This is a genomic window from Pseudoalteromonas sp. CuT4-3, assembly GCF_035666335.1.
In the GTDB taxonomy this organism is placed as follows: Bacteria; Pseudomonadota; Gammaproteobacteria; order Enterobacterales; family Alteromonadaceae; genus Pseudoalteromonas; species Pseudoalteromonas atlantica.
In genome coordinates, this window is the sequence record NZ_CP142030.1 from 3,497,269 (window position 1) to 3,514,470 (window position 17,202).

At 41.9% G+C, this 17,202-nt stretch carries 11 protein-coding genes; 4 read left to right on the plus strand and 7 right to left on the minus strand.

The features are described from left to right. Positions 1-7: 7 nt before the first annotated feature. The 4 genes from hemB (at position 8) to mdoH (ending at position 7,755) form a co-directional block, all read left to right on the plus strand. Positions 8-1,018: a porphobilinogen synthase gene (hemB, locus tag VOI46_RS16270; protein ID WP_004587469.1), complete on the plus strand. Its 1,011-nt coding sequence runs from the start codon at positions 8-10 to the stop codon at positions 1,016-1,018. A 129-nt stretch (positions 1,019-1,147) separates the two neighbouring features. Next, positions 1,148-3,877 carry an ExeM/NucH family extracellular endonuclease gene (locus tag VOI46_RS16275; RefSeq protein WP_004587468.1) on the plus strand — a complete coding sequence of 910 codons (2,730 nt, stop codon included), beginning with the start codon at positions 1,148-1,150 and terminating at the stop codon, positions 3,875-3,877. Positions 3,878-4,202: 325 nt separating this feature from the next. Beyond that, complete coding sequence (locus VOI46_RS16280) at positions 4,203-5,822, plus strand: glucan biosynthesis protein G (protein ID WP_004587467.1); 1,620 nt, start codon at positions 4,203-4,205, stop codon at positions 5,820-5,822. Then, a complete protein-coding gene (gene mdoH / locus VOI46_RS16285; protein WP_004587466.1) occupies positions 5,794-7,755 on the plus strand; it encodes a glucans biosynthesis glucosyltransferase MdoH in 1,962 nt (653 codons plus the stop codon). Before VOI46_RS16280 ends, mdoH begins: the two co-directional genes overlap by 29 nt. 357 nt (positions 7,756-8,112) lie before the next feature. On the opposite strand, the gene fusA is transcribed toward mdoH, so the two are convergent. The 7 genes from fusA to VOI46_RS16320 all read right to left on the minus strand — a co-directional run bounded on the left by fusA (position 8,113) and on the right by VOI46_RS16320 (position 17,028). Further along, the gene (fusA, locus tag VOI46_RS16290; protein WP_324738090.1) at positions 8,113-10,197 is read right to left on the minus strand and encodes an elongation factor G; all 2,085 of its coding nucleotides are present in this window, start codon (positions 10,195-10,197) and stop codon (positions 8,113-8,115) included. Between the two features lie 206 nt (positions 10,198-10,403). Further along, on the minus strand, positions 10,404-11,129 hold the full coding sequence (locus VOI46_RS16295; RefSeq protein WP_004587464.1) for a response regulator: 726 nt from the start codon (positions 11,127-11,129) through the stop codon (positions 10,404-10,406). A gap of 16 nt (positions 11,130-11,145) precedes the next feature. Beyond that, positions 11,146-12,768 (minus strand): sensor histidine kinase, encoded by a 1,623-nt coding sequence (locus VOI46_RS16300; protein ID WP_004587463.1) that lies wholly within the window; start codon positions 12,766-12,768, stop codon positions 11,146-11,148. An 11-nt stretch (positions 12,769-12,779) separates the two neighbouring features. Then, entirely contained in the window at positions 12,780-14,321 is a 1,542-nt protein-coding gene (locus VOI46_RS16305; RefSeq protein WP_004587462.1) for a tripartite tricarboxylate transporter permease, read from the minus strand. 3 nt (positions 14,322-14,324) lie between these two features. After that, on the minus strand, positions 14,325-14,792 hold the full coding sequence (locus tag VOI46_RS16310; RefSeq protein ID WP_004587461.1) for a tripartite tricarboxylate transporter TctB family protein: 468 nt from the start codon (positions 14,790-14,792) through the stop codon (positions 14,325-14,327). An 11-nt stretch (positions 14,793-14,803) separates the two neighbouring features. Further along, complete coding sequence (locus tag VOI46_RS16315) at positions 14,804-15,775, minus strand: tripartite tricarboxylate transporter substrate-binding protein (RefSeq protein ID WP_004587460.1); 972 nt, start codon at positions 15,773-15,775, stop codon at positions 14,804-14,806. Positions 15,776-15,786: 11 nt separating this feature from the next. After that, positions 15,787-17,028, minus strand: coding sequence for a porin (locus VOI46_RS16320; RefSeq protein WP_004587459.1), 1,242 nt, complete (start codon positions 17,026-17,028; stop codon positions 15,787-15,789). Positions 17,029-17,202 lie beyond the last annotated feature (174 nt).

Here is a 17,202-nt window from a genome sequence, read left to right on the forward strand (position 1 = left end):
TAGTAACATGGCCCAATCAGGACTCGACCTTTTCCCATATACCCGCATGCGTAGAATGCGCCGCAGTGATTTTTCTCGCCGTTTAATGGCCGAAAACCAACTATCGGTAAACGATTTAATTTTTCCGGTATTTGTACTTGAAGGTAAAAACCGCCGCGAAGCAATTGAATCAATGCCAGGAATTGAGCGTTTATCAATTGATTTATTGCTTGAAGAAGCTAAAGAGCTTGTAGATTTAGGTGTACCTGCCGTCGCTATTTTTCCGGTAACCCCTGCTGACAAAAAGTCTTTGATGGCCGAAGAAGCGTACAATGAAGATGGCTTAGCACAACGCACTGTTCGTGCTTTAAAAGAAGCTTTTCCTGAGCTTGGGGTTATTACCGATGTAGCCCTTGACCCATTCACTACTCATGGCCAAGACGGCATTATTGATGATGAAGGTTATGTAATTAATGACATAACCACTGAAATTCTTGTTAAGCAGGCGCTTTCTCACGCCGAGGCAGGCGCAGATGTGGTTGCACCCTCTGACATGATGGATGGCCGTATTGGTGCTATTCGCGAAGCACTTGAAGCAGATGGACATATTCACACACGCATAATGGCTTACTCAGCCAAATATGCCTCTAGCTATTATGGGCCGTTTAGAGACGCTGTTGGCTCTGCAGGTAACTTGAAAGGGGCCGACAAAAAAACGTATCAAATGGATCCTGCCAACTCTGATGAGGCAATTCGTGAAGTGGCACTTGATTTACAAGAAGGCGCCGACATGGTGATGGTGAAACCGGGTATGCCGTACCTTGATATTGTTCGTCGTGTTAAAGATGAATTTGGTGTACCTACTTTCGCATATCAGGTCAGTGGCGAATATGCAATGCACAAAGCGGCAATCGATAACGGCTGGTTGAGTGAAGAGGCCACAATTATGGAATCTTTACTGGCATTTAAACGCGCCGGAGCGGATGGTATTTTAACGTATTTTGCCAAGCAGGCCGCGCAATGGCTGCAAAATAAGTAAACATGTTATCAAAGGCGGTACGCCGCCTTAATTTTTTACAATCATTAACATTTTTGTATTCTTTTTGTCATTTAGATTGCCTAAACTGGTGTCCCATTTTGGGATTTAAATACACGGGAATAATAAAAAATGTTAAAAACGAAAATAACGCCACTGGCGCTTGTATTAGCAAGCCTCAGTGCACCAGCCTCCGCCGATCTAATCATTTCTGAATACATCGAAGGCAGCAGCAACAATAAAGCGATTGAGCTTTATAACAATGCTGATACCGAGCTTTCTCTTGAAGGTTATACTTTAGGACTTTATTCAAATGGTAGTAGTTCGGTAGGTAACTCAATTGATTTATCAGGCACATTGGCTGCCAATACCACCTATATAATTTCAAACTCCGGTGCAGACGCTGCCATTCTTGATATTGCAGACATAACCAGCACAGTAACTTACTACAATGGTGACGATGCCCTTGTTTTAACTAAAGATGGTGTGGTAGTTGATAGCTTTGGCCAAGTGGGTGTTGATCCTGGCTCTTTTTGGTCTGATGATACCGTACAAACTCAAAATAAAACCTTACGAAGAAAAAATAGCATCACAACGGGTCGAACTGACTCAACTGCAACTTTTAATCCTAGCGATGAATGGGAACAGTTTGATAGTGACACCTTTGACGGCTTAGGCTCGCATGCTGGCGATGGTGGTACAGCTCCTGCGCCAGACCCTGAGCCAGAACCATTAGAACCGCTTGTATGTGGCGCAGATAAAACGCTAATTAGCGCTGTGCAAGGTTCTGGTGAAGCAAGCCCGTTAGTAGATACCCTTGTTGAAATTGAAGGTATTGTCACTGCCGATTTTCAAGGTGAAGATGGCTTAGATGGTTTCTTTGTGACCTCGCTTGCTGCAGATGTAGATAACGATCCAATGACCTCTGAAGGTTTGTTTGTTTACTTTACTGATACCGATGTAAATGTAGGTGACCACGTGCGCGTACAGGGCACAGTTGATGAATACTATAATTCAACACAACTAGCAGATGTAACACAAATTGCTGTATGTGGTACTGACGAAGTGGCCTCTGCAATCTCAATAAGTTTACCTTTAGAGAGCCAAGCTGACCTAGAAGCTTATGAAGGTATGCTAGTAAGCCTAGATCAAACACTTGTAGTTACTAACAACTACGGCTTAGGTCGCTATGGCGAAGTAGAACTAGCCACTGAGCGTTTATACCAAGGCACTCAAGTTGCATTGCCAGGTGATGCAGCCAATGCTGTTGAAGCGGCTAACTTGACTAAAAAAATCTTATTAGATGATGGCTCTACAGCTCAAAACTCAGATCCAACGGCTTACCCAGCGCCAGGCCTATCGGCAGAAAATACTCTACGTACCGGCGATACTGTAAATGCGGTAACAGGGGTAGTTACATACAGCTTTAGCACGTATCGCATTCACCCAACAGTTACACCACAGTTTATAGCGACTAATGCGCGTGAAGATGCGCCTGAGCAAAGTGAAGAAGCCGATTTACGAATCGCCAGCTTTAACGTACTCAACTACTTTAACGGTGATGGCCAAGGCGGTGGTTTCCCTACTAGCCGTGGTGCAGACTCAGAAGAAGAGTTTGTACGTCAAGAAGCAAAACTTGTAAGCGCTATTAGTGCAATGCAAGCTGATGTTGTTGGCTTAATGGAAATTGAAAATGATGGCTTTGGTGAGTTCAGTGCTATAGCAAGTTTAGTAAATGCATTAAACGATGCTGACAGCGCTAACAACTACGCGTTTGTAGATTTTAACGTAGCCCAAATTGGTACCGACGAAATCACCACAGCCCTTATTTACCGCGCAGATAAAGTAGAAGAAGTAGGCACAGCCGCTATTACTACTGATTACCCGTTTGATTACAGCAACCGTGCACCAATTGCACAAAGCTTTAAGTCACTTTCAACAGATGAAGTATTTACTGTTTCTGTAGCCCACCTTAAATCTAAAGGGAGCTGTGGTGATGATAACAACGACGACCTAGGTGATGGCCAAGGCTGTTGGAATGAAATTCGTACCGAAGCTGCTGATGCGTTTACTGATTGGTTAGACAACAAACCTACTGGCGTAGATGACGAAGATATCATTCTTGTTGGTGATATGAACGCTTATGCAATGGAAGATCCAATCCGTAAGTTTGATGAAAAAGGCTATAAAAACGTAGTCGCAGAGCTTGATGGCGATACACTAAGCTACTCTTATAGCTTCTCTGGTCGTGCAGGTAGCCTTGACCATGCTTTAGCAACCGAGTCTTTACTAAGCAAAGTTGTTGCAGCAAATGATTGGCATATCAATGCTGATGAGCCTATCGTGCTTGATTACAACCTAGAGTTTAAGAGCGAAGGTCATCAATCTACGCTATACGCAGAAGGGCCATACCGTGCATCTGATCACGACCCTGTGATTGTTGATATTAAATCTGAAGTAGTACTTACCCCTGAAGAGCAAACACCGGTAATTGCACCTGATCAAATATTCACAGTAGATGAAAACAGCGCTGTAGGCACTGTGATTGGTACACTTGATTTTAGTGACCCTAACGCTGATGTATCACCTGTGGTTAAATTTATCGTATCAGGTAACGATTCTGTATCAATTAACGAGCAAGGTCAGTTAATTGTTGCAAGCGAAGTAGATTACGAGTTTGAAAATCGTATTACCCTTACAGTACAAGCAGAGGATAGTGTAGGTAACGTATCTGAAGCACAAACGGTTGTAGTAAGAGTAAACAACCTACGGGGTGATGACGATAACGACTCAGGCTCATTGCTTTGGTTATCTCTTTTATTAGCGCCACTTTCATTAGTGCGCAGATTTAAGAAAAAATAACGAGTGATTTGTTTTAAAGCCGCATTTTTGCGGCTTTTTTTATGCTTATAAAAATGTAATTCAGACAAGCTTCAGTAAACAACCCTTAATATCTTCCATACCGTTTATTAACTATTAATAGAATTAGCCGCGCAACAAATACATTAAATGAGTATTTTTTACACATAAGCCGTAGTTAAAACCCTTTTTAATAAATTTACCTGTTGAAATGTAAACACTTTATTTACGGATTAAAAGTTGCACTATAAGTTCGTCACCCTTGTGTAGTAGTTAAGTAACAAACCCTAAGCGTAAAAATAAGTCGTGTTTTTATAAAGGAATGGAAATGAAACAATTAACCCAAACACCTCCTACTTGGCAGAAAAAAGCAACGCCATTATTGGGTCTACTTTTTATTTTTTCTGGCTGGGGCTATAGCACGCAGGCAATAGCAGCAAGTGTTGATGCAGCAATTCCGCAAGAAAGCCTATTTGGAGTAATAAGCGCCCGCGCTAAAAAACTAGCCGAACAAGAATATGCACCTCCAAAAAATATAGAGCTAGAAGCATTAAATAACATTGATTACCAAGATTACCGCTCAATTCGATTTAAGCAGGACAAATCGGTGTGGAAAGATGAAGGCCTGTATGAGCTACAACTCTTTCACCCTGGTTTTTTATATAAAACACCGGTAACAATTAATACCGTAGAAGGCGACTCAAAACGTAACCGCCTACCTTTTAGTACTGATTTTTATCAATACGATGGCACAGCCGCCCCTTTAAAAGACGAAATAGCAAAAAGCGTAGCCGGCACGCAACTAGGCCATGCAGGCTTTCGCTTACATTACCCAATTAACACAAACGAATACAAAGATGAGGTAATGGTGTTTCAAGGGGCCTCTTATTTTAGAGTTGTTGGCCCTAATCAAGTATATGGTTTATCGGCACGCGGATTAGCAATCGATACCGCCGAAACATCGGGTGAAGAGTTCCCTATGTTTAAAGAGTTTTGGCTTGTTAAGCCCCAGGCTGAGCAAACTAACATCACTATTTTTGCATTGCTTGATAGCCCTTCGGTATCAGGTGCTTACAAATTTGATATTGACCCAACAACCAGTATGTTAGTTGATGTTGATATGCAAATTTTTGCCCGTAAAGATATTAAAAAGCTAGGCGTAGCCCCTTTAACAAGTATGTTTTACCACGGTGAAAACAGCACTAAGTTTTTTGATGACTACCGCCCAGAAGTGCATGATTCAGACGGCTTGTTAACACAGTCAGCTGATAACAAATGGGTATGGCGCCCGCTTAACAACCCAACACAGTTAAGCGTTACCTCGTTTTCGTACACCAACCCTAAAGGGTTTGGTTTAGCACAGCGTGACCGTGACTTTAACAATTACCTAGATACTGAAGCGCACTACCACGACCGTCCAAGCCTGTGGATAGAGCCAAAAGGTGAATGGGGGAATGGCCGAGTTGAGCTAGTAGAAATACCAACAGATACAGAAACGAACGACAATATAGTGAGTTACTGGGTGCCTGAAAAGCCAATGAAAGCTGGTGATTCATTAAAGCTAAGCTACAAAATGAGCACCTTTAATGCCCATTTAACTCAACACCAAAAGGCGCGTGTAACACGCACGCGCATTGGTAGCGCAGCGCTGCCAGGTGAAGATAATCCACCACCGCAAAGCCATCGCCAGTTTACCGTTGACTTTGCAGGCCCCGATTTAAACAACCTGTCTGAAAAGCTAACTCTTGAAGCCGACATTCAGCTTACAACAGGTGAAGTAAGGGATGTAACAGTGCAAAAACTTCCTAAATCTCTTGGTTGGCGAGTAGCGTTTAAAATTGCACCACAGGACGATCAACCCGTAGATATGCGTTTATCGTTAAAACTTCGTGATAAAGAAATTAGTGAGGTATGGAGCTATGTTTGGTACCCAAATGACATCAAGTAATAAAGGAAAGGGCACACCAATGCCATTCAAAACACTGCGCGTATGGTTATTTGCTATTGCTGCACTCACTGTTTCAGGGTACGGCATCTCCATTATGTTTGAAATTTTAAGCTCAAACGGAATGACCTTGCTTGAATATGCGCTATTGGTTTTATTTTCAATAACCTTTGCATGGATTGTTACGGCATTTTGTAGCGGCACGATAGGATTTGTACTGCAATTATTTCGTATTGACCCGCTCACCCTAAGACGCATTAAGCCTATTGAGTTTGACAATGCCGCGCTTGCAAAGCAAAAAACCGCGGTAGTTATGCCTATTTATAACGAAGACACGCACCGTGTTATTGCCGGCTTTGAAGTGAGCTTACAATCGCTAAAAGAGACAGGGCAACTTGCCAATTTTGACTTTTATTTACTTAGCGACACGCAAGACCCTGAAATAGCACAAAACGAGCTAAGCGCATGGCATGCTTTATGTGAGCGTTTAGGCGATACTGCAAAACAGGTTTTCTATCGTCGCCGCGAAGATAATAAACACCGTAAAGTAGGTAACTTAACCGACTTTTGCGAGCGCTGGGGCAGCCAATACGATCACATGATTGTACTTGATGCCGACAGCGTAATGACGGGTAAATGTATGCTAGAGCTGACCACAAGCATGATCAACAACCCGCAAGCTGGTTTAATTCAAACTATCCCTATTCCAGTTCGTCAAGACACCTACTTTGGTCGTTTTTTACAATTTGCCTCTGTGCTTTACAGCCCAATGCTGGCAACGGGGTCTGCTTTTTGGCAAACCGACAAAGCTAATTATTGGGGCCACAATGCCATTATTCGCGTTGAAGCATTTATTAACTATTGTGGTTTACCTACGCTTGAAGGCAACGCCCCCTTTGGTGGCGAAATTTTAAGTCATGACTTTGTAGAAGCTTCACTACTGCACAGTGCAGGCTGGGATGTTCTATTACTTAGCGATATTGAAGGTAGCTACGAAGAAGTACCAAGTAACATTTTAGATTATGCCATACGCGACAGACGTTGGGTTCAAGGTAACATTCAGCATCTTGGTTTATTAGGCTCGTCTAAATTAAAGTTAATGAGTAAGTTTCACTTTTTATTAGGCGCAACCGCTTATATTTCATCGCTTATTTGGTTATCTATGCTGGCACTAAGCACCATAGATGCGGTAACACGTGCATTAAATAGCGATGTGTACTTTAATCGGGTTTATCAGTTATTCCCAACGTGGCAAATAGCTAAAACAGACCTAATTGATTCACTACTTTATTTAACCATTATTATATTATTGGTGCCTAAATTAATGGGTGTAATTGTCACGCTAGTGCACAGAAATAAGCGCTTTGGCGGCTCGTTTAAATTAATACTAGGCTCAATAATAGAGACTGTATTTGCCATTATTGTGGCACCACTTATGATGGTGTTTCATGCTTACTTTGTAGTGTGTGTATTTTTAGGTAAAAAAGTTAAGTGGGATGCACAACCGCGCGAAGGCCGCATGGTACCGTGGAAAGAAGCGTTTAATTACACACTATTTTCTACCTTGGTTGCCATAGTATGGGGCGCTACAGCCTATTACTTTACACCAGTGTTCTTTTGGTGGTTATCGCCTATATTACTCGGTCTATTACTTGGAGCGCCAATAATACGCTACACCAGTAGCATTAAGTTAGGTGTGCAACTGCGTAAAATGGGAATATTTATTTGCCCTAGCGAAGTTGATAACGACCCTATGCTAAACAACCTTAAAGTGCATTTAAAAGAGATTTCGGTACCAGAGCCTGGGCAATACCCTAAAACGGTGCCAGTCCTGCCACAAGAGCATTTAGTGGTTATGCCAATACAAAGCTTTAATAAGCCTCGCTTGCCAAAGATGAAAGCGCTAAGAGCTAAAGCAATTAAGAAGTTTAATTAGCGCAATGGGCACGCACTAAATACAAAAAGGAGCATGATTGCTCCTTTTTTTATACCTAAAATAAGCCGCTATACAACTTCCCTTTCATAACTGCGCCTCACTAACCCAAGTATAGATTACTGTATTAGGTGAGCGCTCTTACGCACTCTGTGCGAAGCTAAGCAGCCATTGCTCCTACGGTCATCACTTCAGCTTTAATTAAAGCATGTATAGCTCACCGCTTTAAGCAGCCTTTTATTTAGGCTGTCATTGTTGGTATTACTGTTTTTGAGAGACGCTAACTCAAAGAGTAATTAAATCGTAGGCAATAAAAAACCCGCAACATGTGCGGGTTTTTTTAAAGAGTTACAGAGCTAATTACTTAGCTGCTTTTTTCTCTTTTTCTGCAGCGATTACAGTGTCAGCTACGTTTTGTGGACATGGCGCGTAGTGTGAGAACTCCATAGAGAACTGACCACGACCAGATGTCATTGTACGTAGTGAACCGATGTAACCGAACATTTCTGATAACGGTACGTCAGCTTTAATACGAACGCCAGTTAAACCAGCTTCTTGATTGCTTAACATACCACGACGACGGTTAAGGTCACCAATTACATCACCTACGTGATCTTCTGGTGTGAACACGTCAACTTTCATGATTGGCTCAAGAAGTTGTGCACCCGCTTTAGGGATAGACTGACGGAAAGCGCCTTTAGCAGCGATTTCGAAAGCAATTGCAGATGAATCCACGGCGTGGAAGCCACCGTCGAAAAGTTCAACTTCAACGTCAAGTACTGGGAAGCCAGCTAGAACACCTTCGCTCATCATTGACTTAAAACCTTTCTCAACTGCAGGCCAGAATTCTTTAGGTACGTTACCACCAACAACTGAAGATGTGAACGTGAAACCAGAACCCACTTCGCCAGGCTTGATACGGTAATCGATTTTACCGAATTGACCAGAACCACCAGATTGTTTCTTATGCGTGTAGCTATCTTCGATTTCACGAGTGATAGTTTCACGGTAAGCAACCTGTGGTTGACCAACGATAAGGTCTACACCGTAAGTACGCTTAAGGATATCTACTTTGATATCTAAGTGAAGCTCACCCATACCTTTAAGGATAGTTTCACCTGAATCTTCATCAGTTTCAACTTGGAAAGATGGATCTTCTGCAACCATTTTACCGATAGCAACACCCATTTTCTCATTACCGCCTTTATCTTTAGGCTGTACAGCAATCGAAATTACTGGAGTTGGGAATACCATTGGCTCAAGTGTTACTGGGTGCTTAGGATCACAAAGAGTGTGACCAGTTTGCACGTTCTTCATACCAACGATAGCGATGATATCGCCCGCTTGCGCTGAAGTAAGCTCTTTACGATCATCAGCTTGCATCTCAACCATACGGCCAACACGCTCAGTTTTACCAGTAAATGCATTAAGGATAGTGTCACCCTTGTTAAGCTTACCAGAGTAAATACGTACGAATGTTAACGCACCAAAACGGTCATCCATGATTTTGAATGCTAACGCTTTGAAAGGTTCGTCTGCAGATACAATTGCGTGCTCGCCGTTTTCGTTACCTTCTTCATCCATAAGAGGTTGAGGATCAACTTCTGTAGGAGCTGGTAAGTAATCAACAACAGCATCAAGGATTAATTGCATACCTTTGTTTTTGAATGCAGAACCACAGTATGTAGGGAAGAACGCAAGGTCACGAGTACCTTTACGGATACAACGCTTGATGTCTTCAACTGAAGGCATTTCACCTTCCATGTACGCTTCCATTAGGTCATCGTCTTGCTCTACAGCAGTTTCAACTAGGAACTCATGGTATTCATCAGTTTTTTCTACCATGTCTGCAGGAACGTCAACAATTGAGTAGTTCTCAGGAAGACCTGTCTCATCCCAAACATATGCTTGTTTGTTTAAAACGTCTACAACACCTACGAATTCGTCTTCAATACCAATTGGTAAAGTCATAACTAATGGAACAGCACCAAGTACTTTTTGTACTTGCTCAGTTACACGGTAAAAATCAGCACCCATACGGTCTAATTTATTTACGAAAATAATACGTGCAACACCTGATTCGTTCGCGTAGCGCCAGTTAGTTTCTGATTGTGGCTCAACACCACCAGAACCACAGAATACACCCACACCGCCATCTAATACTTTAAGTGAACGGTAAACTTCAACGGTGAAGTCAACGTGTCCAGGAGTATCGATAACGTTAAAACGGTGATCTTTCCAGAAACAGCTTACTGCCGCAGACTGGATAGTAATACCGCGCTCAGCTTCTTGCTCCATGAAATCGGTAGTAGACTCACCATCATGTGTCTCACCGCTTTTGTGGATTGTACCTGTAAGCTTTAGGATACGCTCAGTAGTTGTGGTTTTACCCGCATCAACGTGCGCGAAAATACCAATGTTTCTGTACTTCGATAAATCTGCCATTAATTTTACTCTTAATAAAGTCGATAAATTATTCGGCGGGAGTATAGCATTACTTAAAGCGAACATCACCATTGAAGTCGCTTAAAATGCAATCAATTCAATAAAATTTTTCTAGATTTACATCAAGCACTGGTTAAATAGCACTGATTATTATGTAACCCATTAAAAATATTATGTTTTATTCTTGTAATCTGAAGGACACTCAGTTACTTAATTATTTTGTAACAACGCTCTGGCCTGCCAATACTACCGTAGCTTTGATCAGCACTTAACTTTTCAGACTCTAATAAAAACTCTAAATAGCGACGAGCAGTTGAGCGGCTTACCCCCACTAAATCGCCCATTTGCTGAGCAGTAAATGCACTTGAATCATGCTGTACGAATGCATCATGAATTTTTTGCAATGTAAGTTGGTCAACGCCTTTGGGCAGCCTAATAGCACCCTGCTTTTTCTCTTTTGAGCCGAATAACACATCAACCATTGATTGGGTCACTTCGTTTGCATCAGAAAAACACTGTTGACGCGCCTCAAAGCGCGAAAGAGCTTGATCTAATCTATTTAACATTAACGGTTTAACTAAAAAGTCACAGGCACCAAGTTGCATTGCTTTTTCAAGTGTTTCAACTTCTTTGGCAGCCGTTAGTAGCATCACTTCGCTCTTAATTTCACGACGCCGTAAATCTGATAATAAATCGAGTCCGTTACCATCAGGTAAATGTATATCGAGTAAAATAAGATCTGCCTCTATCGCTTGCAACAGAGCTGTTGCAGTACTTAAATTACCTGCAATTCCAACCACTTGGTACTGTCCTTGGCGTAAACTCTGTTTTGCAATTTGACTTCCCGCAGCGCCCCCCGGCAGTAATAAGTACTGGGCAATTAGCTGTGCAACTTCAACTTCGTCTTCAATTATAATTACAGAATAGGTCATTGCTTAATTACTCTTATTATTTTGGAATATAAACACTTAACCGCGCCCCTAATAAATCCGACTCACCAATTTCTAAACTACCACGGCAGGAGTCTAAATTGGTTTTTACTAAGTACAAACCAATACCGTGTTGCGCCCCAGACTTAGAACTAAATTGAGGCGTAAAAATGACTTCATGATCAGAGCCTAAACCAAACCCTGTATCTTCCACATCAAACAATAAAGTTTGACTGGTTTCGTCAACTGTTACCCTTACTTTAGCAGGGCGAGTATCAGATGCTCTAATAGCAGCTTCAATGGCGTTATCTATTAAATTGCCTAAAATAGAAACCACTCGTTCAAGCATACCCTTACGTTCTATAACACCAAGCAAACTATCTTGGTTAAGCTCAAGAGCAACATTAAGCTCTCGTGCTTTGTGGTATTTTCCCACCAATAAACCAGCTAATACGGGGTCTTGAATCCGCTCAAGTAAGTTGTGAATTTGTGCTTGAGAACCCTGACTTTCCTGCCCTATAAGTTCAATTGCTTGCTCGTTTTTGCCCATTTGTACTAAAGCACCAATTAGGTTTAATTTATTCGAGTAATCATGTGTTTGAACACGAAGTAACTCAGCAAATGCTTGTACTTTTGTTAGCTGCTGACTTAAATATTCCAGTTCATCAGACGGGCGCATACTGAGCAGAATACCATCATCCTGACCTTGAACTTGTAAAGAAAACCGCGACAAAATAATTCGTTTATCTGCAGCAAATAACTCAAACCCAACAATTTTGCGGCTTTGATTGCGCAGTAAAAACTCAGCATGCTCAGGCAATAGGTCTTCTAGAGTAAGGTTTTTATGGATTGTAGATGTAGGCTTATCAAGAATTTCACAGGCACGTTGATTTAGTTTACGCACGGTTCCATCAGGCTCCAGTGCAATAATGCCGCTACGTACAGTATTTAAAATAGCATCCTGCTCTGAAAATAATCTTGCTATCTCATCTGGTTGCAAACCAAATATAGCATTACGTACTCGTTGACCAATATAAACCGCGGCAATAATACTTAAACCAACAAGCATCAGCCCCCAAATAAGTATTTCAGCACTACGAGATAAAATAAGCGGATCAATTGATTGCACCAAAAAACCAACAGACACTAGGCCTATAATTTCATTGTTAGCATTATATACAGGTACTTTACCGCGAATTGACTCCCCCATGCTGCCATGAGCTACCGATATATAGCGCTCGCCTTGAAGGGCCTCCTGACTATCACCTCCAACCATAGGTTTGCCAACTTTGTGCTCATCAGGATGTATAATACGCAGTGCATTAATATCGCCAACCACTATAAAATCAGCGCTTGTTAGCTCCGTAAGGCTCTCTATTTGCAAATTAAATGCTGTTATATCACCTTTTTCCTCTAACGCATTTATTACATCAGTTCGTGTTGCGACACTACTTGCTACAGCGAGTGCTTTATCACCTATGTGATTATGTAAACTTTGCGCCGTAAGCTGATACACCAACGCCCCAAACAATATTGCTTGTAAAACACATAGCCCAGTTACCCAAATAATTAAACGTGTTTCTAATCGTTTAGGTTTTTTTACCATGCTCTGCAATGGGCTTGGTTTGTTGGTGTTTGTCATTAACGTCCTTATTAAGCTTGCTCTTGCTGTAACCTAGAAGCTATTTTATCCGCACGGCGCTGCTTCAAATAATCTTTTAATGGGAACAACAACACTAAAATAGAAAGTATAAAAATACTTAATGTGAGCGGCCTATCCCATAGAAAGCTTAATGAGCCATCCGAAATCATCATTGAGCGACGAAAGTTTCGCTCAATCATATCGCCTAAAATAAAGCCAAGTAACAAAGGAGCCATTGGAAAGGCCAATAGGCGTAATATTAACGCAACCAAGGCAACACCAACCATCATAAATAAGTCGAATGTGTTAAACGACACCAAGTACACGCCAATTAAACTAAAGAACAAAATCATAATGGTTAATACCGACTTTGGCATTGCCAATACTTTTGCAAAATAAGGAATCAGAGGTAGGTTTAAAATCAATAAAACAATGTTGCCAAAATACATGCTTACAATGACAGACCAAAATACACTTGGGTTTTCTTGCATGAGCATAGGGCCTGGCTGAATACCATATGCTATTAATGCTCCTAGCATAATGGCCGTCGTGCCAGAGCCAGGAATCCCCAATGTTAATAAAGGTACAAATGAGCCTGTGCATGCTGCATTATTTGCAGACTCAGGAGCGGCAAGACCACGTAAAGAGCCTTTTCCAAATTTTTCTTTTAGGCCTTTAGGTGCCAAATTTCGCTCAGTGGCATAGGCCATAAAGCTTGCAATAGTGGCTCCTGCGCCAGGTAAAACACCAACAATAAATCCTAAAAATGACGAACGGCCAACAACCGGCGCCATATCTTTAACCTCGTCTTTTGTTAATTTAGTTGAACCTATTTGCGGCGTATCTGAATCATTAAGACTTTTAGCGTCTTTCTTCTCTGGCTTAACAACATTAATTAATGCCTCAGCAAGTGCAAACGTTGCCATTGCAATTAATAAAAAGCTAATACCATCGAGTAAGTCGGCTTGTCCAAAGGTAAATCGCTCGGTTCCCGAGGATGGATCTATACCTACCGTTGCCAGCATTAAACCAAATACTGTCATCATCATTGCTTTTAAAAATTGGCCTTTATTTGAAAATGCAGCAATAGCTGTTAAACCTAAAAACATTAGCACAACATAATCAGGAGATTGAAAGCTCAACGACACCTTTGCTAGTAGAGGTGCGGCAATCATAAGTAGTATGGCGCCTATAGTTCCACCTATAAATGAGGAGTAAGCGGCAATAGCCAAGGCTTTACCAGCATGCCCTTGCTTTGCTAACGGATAGCCGTCAAAAGATGAAGCCACCGTACCCGCCACCCCTGGCGCATTTATTAAAATGGATGATGTAGAGCCACCAAAAATAGCGCCATAATAAACCCCAGCCATTAAAATCATCCCTGAATCAGCACCTATGCTGTAAGTAATAGGGATCATCAATGCAATAGCAGTTATTGGCCCAAGCCCAGGTAACATACCAATAAAAGTACCCACCAAACAGCCTGCTATCACGTACATTAAATTATTAAAGTCGAGCACGGTCGACAAACCAAGCATAATTCCATCAAACATAACTTAACTCCATAAATCGCCCGGAACCAAGTAAATACCTAATACTTGAGTCATCAAAAACCAAAACACTACGGCAACAGGAATAGAGGCAAACAATAGAATCTTCTTGCGTCTTTCACCCATTACAAAAAAACCCGCTAATAAAAAGGCGCTGGTCGAGATTAAAAAGCCAACAGGCTCCAACATTGCACTATAAATCACCATCAAAACTAATAAGCCTAAAGTTCGTACGACATGCGACTTTTCTAGAGGCTGGTTTTCTGCCGCTTTTTCGTTTGGCTTAAGCAAAGTAGAACCGATAGAAAGCAAGCACACCACAATGCCAAAAGCTGCGTATACTTTTGGTAATGTAGCAGAAGTAACCGTTTCGTATTCTTCAAATGGTAATAGTGGTATTTGCCACGCCACAATGGCGTAGAGTGTAAATAGCGCCAAGAATAAACTTGGCCCTAGTAGTTCGCGATTCATCATAAAAACCTCGATTAATCCGCTTTACGAATAAAGCCAAGCTCTTGCATTACCACTTTAAGCTGCGCTTCTTGTTTTTCGAGTGACTGGATAAATTCATCTTTTTCTTGAAAGAGATTTAACCAGCCATTTCGTGCGCGAACAGTTTCCCACTCAGGAGTTGATTGTAATTTACGAAGTTTCTCGGTGTATTGAGCTAGTTTATCGGCAGGTAAATTAGGAGCAGCAAAAAAGCCGCGCCAATTAACAAACTCCATATCGTAACCCATCGACTTTAACGTAGGTATTTTAGGGTAATCCGCTAAAGCTTCTGGCGATGTAACCGCTAACACCCTCGCCTGCCCGCCATTTGCAACTTCTAACGCCTCGCTTAAACCGGTAGAAAGTAAGTTTACTTCACCAGAGAGTAAACCAGCTTTTGCTTTACCACCGCCATCGTAAGGAATGTAACGAATTCTGCGGCCATCAACCCCGCCTGCTTTAGCCGCTTGTGCAGCAACTAAGTGATCCATACTGCCACGGGCAGAACCACCCGCTACTTTAATTGAGCTTGGGTCTTCTTTAAGCGCTTTAATAACATCCTGCCAGGTTTTATAGGGCGAATCGTTACGAACAACAAAGGCACCAAAATCAGCAATCATACTTGCTACTGGTGTTAAATCTCGGTAGCTATAGGGAATTTTCCCCGTTAAGGCTCGCAATACAATAGGCGTTGAATTAACCATTAATATATCGCCTTTTTTAGTACCTGATTCTATTAAGTAGGCAATGGCCCGCCCGCCGCCACCGCCCGACATATTCTGAAAAGACGCATTATTATCAATGCCAGCCTTTACTAAACCTTCACCTACACCGCGCGCAGTTGTATCCCATCCGCCACCTGGGCCTGCTGGTACTAAAAAGTGAATATCGGCCAATGCCATAGGGCTGCTTAGTACTAATGATGCCGCTAATAATGTTGTTTTAACTGACTTAAATAATTTCATTGTGTGTCCCCTTAAAATAAATACTGCATACGTGCACTAAATCCCATACCAGAGTCTTCATCACCTACAAGCGCAGCGGTACCTGGGCCATCTACATCGCTATAGATAAGATTGCCCATAAATTTAATGTCACTACTAACGTAATAGCTTGTACCAAGTGTGTAGGTAGTTACTTCGCTACCTTGGTTTTTACTCGTTGCATCCATTTGCGAAACTCGAGCAACTAACTCCCATGCATTTTTAATATTTTTAGGTTGTACAAATAGTGCAGAGCCAGCTTTATACTGTCGTTGCTCACCCCCTAAAAAGTAACTTGCTGAGATATGAAAGCCGTCAAAGCGCTCGCCATCTAGATCATCGCTGCTATTGAGCGCATCTAAAACACGGCTTGCGTATTCTGCCTCTAATGTTAAAGAGTCAGCCTGAAAAGCAAATTCAAGCCCAGACTGCGATAAGCTATCCAGTGCTACCGCTGTGCCGCCTGTAGCATAATTAACAAGGCGTACGTTAGTTTCGCGCACTTCACCACGCGCAAAACGCTCGCCTAGTTCATTGCCACCCATATCACGGTATGAATGCCATGCACCTAAATGAATCACGTCACCAGGTGCTGCACTTGACCACGTAGCACGCCCTGTAATAGCAAGCGTTAGACGGTCGTTTTCATCGTTACCCGTTGCACCAAAGGCATCATTTTTATAAACCCCAACGGCATATCGAAAGCCTGAGTCTTTAAAGTATTGATAAGCAGATACGCCCCAACGGAAAAAAGGCGAGAAAGTATTAGCAAGCGAACTACGCTCAATAGTATTAATGTGCTTTGAACTAGTAAGTGCGTTTAGCGACATGTCTTCACGGATTTTACCCGCTTTAATTTTAAGACCGTTTTCAAAGGCGTAACGCACGCGGGCAAGTACAATTTCGGCACCCCCTTCGCCAAATTCTAAAAGTAATTTGTGATCCCAGTTTCCATGCTCGCTCCCTACGTAGGTACGAATACGACGAGGGAAGAAGTCGCTCCCACCTGAGCCATCATTACCTGCGTTATAGGCACCTTCAAAATAGTTGTAATCAAGCTGTACTCGTCCTCCAAACTCCAAATTAAAGCCACTTGATGTTTTTAAAGAGTTAACTTCTTTTTGCAATGCATCTAATTGTGCTTGTAGTTTTTGAGTATCGTTATCGGCTAAAGCTGATGTGCTAGCCAACGCTGCTGTAATTGTTAAAGCGAGCTGTGTGTTACTTGCTTTCATTATTTTCTCCACGCTGTGTTTGTATCTTTATTGTCAGGTAGATAAGCGACGACAAACTGCTATCTAAAGCGCAGCTTATTATTAACGTGAAATTAACGAAACATTTTGAGGGAAAGGTGCATTGATGACGGTAAAGTACATTTTGTTCATAAAAACCATGAACAAAATAGACAT

Coding starts and splice junctions, on each gene's coding strand:
- hemB (WP_004587469.1), top strand. CDS start 8: ATGGCCCAATCAGGACTCGACCTTTTCCCATATACCCGCATGCGTAGA.
- VOI46_RS16275 (WP_004587468.1), top strand. CDS start 1,148: ATGTTAAAAACGAAAATAACGCCACTGGCGCTTGTATTAGCAAGCCTC.
- VOI46_RS16280 (WP_004587467.1), top strand. CDS start 4,203: ATGAAACAATTAACCCAAACACCTCCTACTTGGCAGAAAAAAGCAACG.
- mdoH (WP_004587466.1), top strand. CDS start 5,794: ATGTTTGGTACCCAAATGACATCAAGTAATAAAGGAAAGGGCACACCA.
- fusA (WP_324738090.1), bottom strand. CDS start 10,197: ATGGCAGATTTATCGAAGTACAGAAACATTGGTATTTTCGCGCACGTT.
- VOI46_RS16295 (WP_004587464.1), bottom strand. CDS start 11,129: ATGACCTATTCTGTAATTATAATTGAAGACGAAGTTGAAGTTGCACAG.
- VOI46_RS16300 (WP_004587463.1), bottom strand. CDS start 12,768: ATGACAAACACCAACAAACCAAGCCCATTGCAGAGCATGGTAAAAAAA.
- VOI46_RS16305 (WP_004587462.1), bottom strand. CDS start 14,321: ATGTTTGATGGAATTATGCTTGGTTTGTCGACCGTGCTCGACTTTAAT.
- VOI46_RS16310 (WP_004587461.1), bottom strand. CDS start 14,792: ATGATGAATCGCGAACTACTAGGGCCAAGTTTATTCTTGGCGCTATTT.
- VOI46_RS16315 (WP_004587460.1), bottom strand. CDS start 15,775: ATGAAATTATTTAAGTCAGTTAAAACAACATTATTAGCGGCATCATTA.
- VOI46_RS16320 (WP_004587459.1), bottom strand. CDS start 17,028: ATGAAAGCAAGTAACACACAGCTCGCTTTAACAATTACAGCAGCGTTG.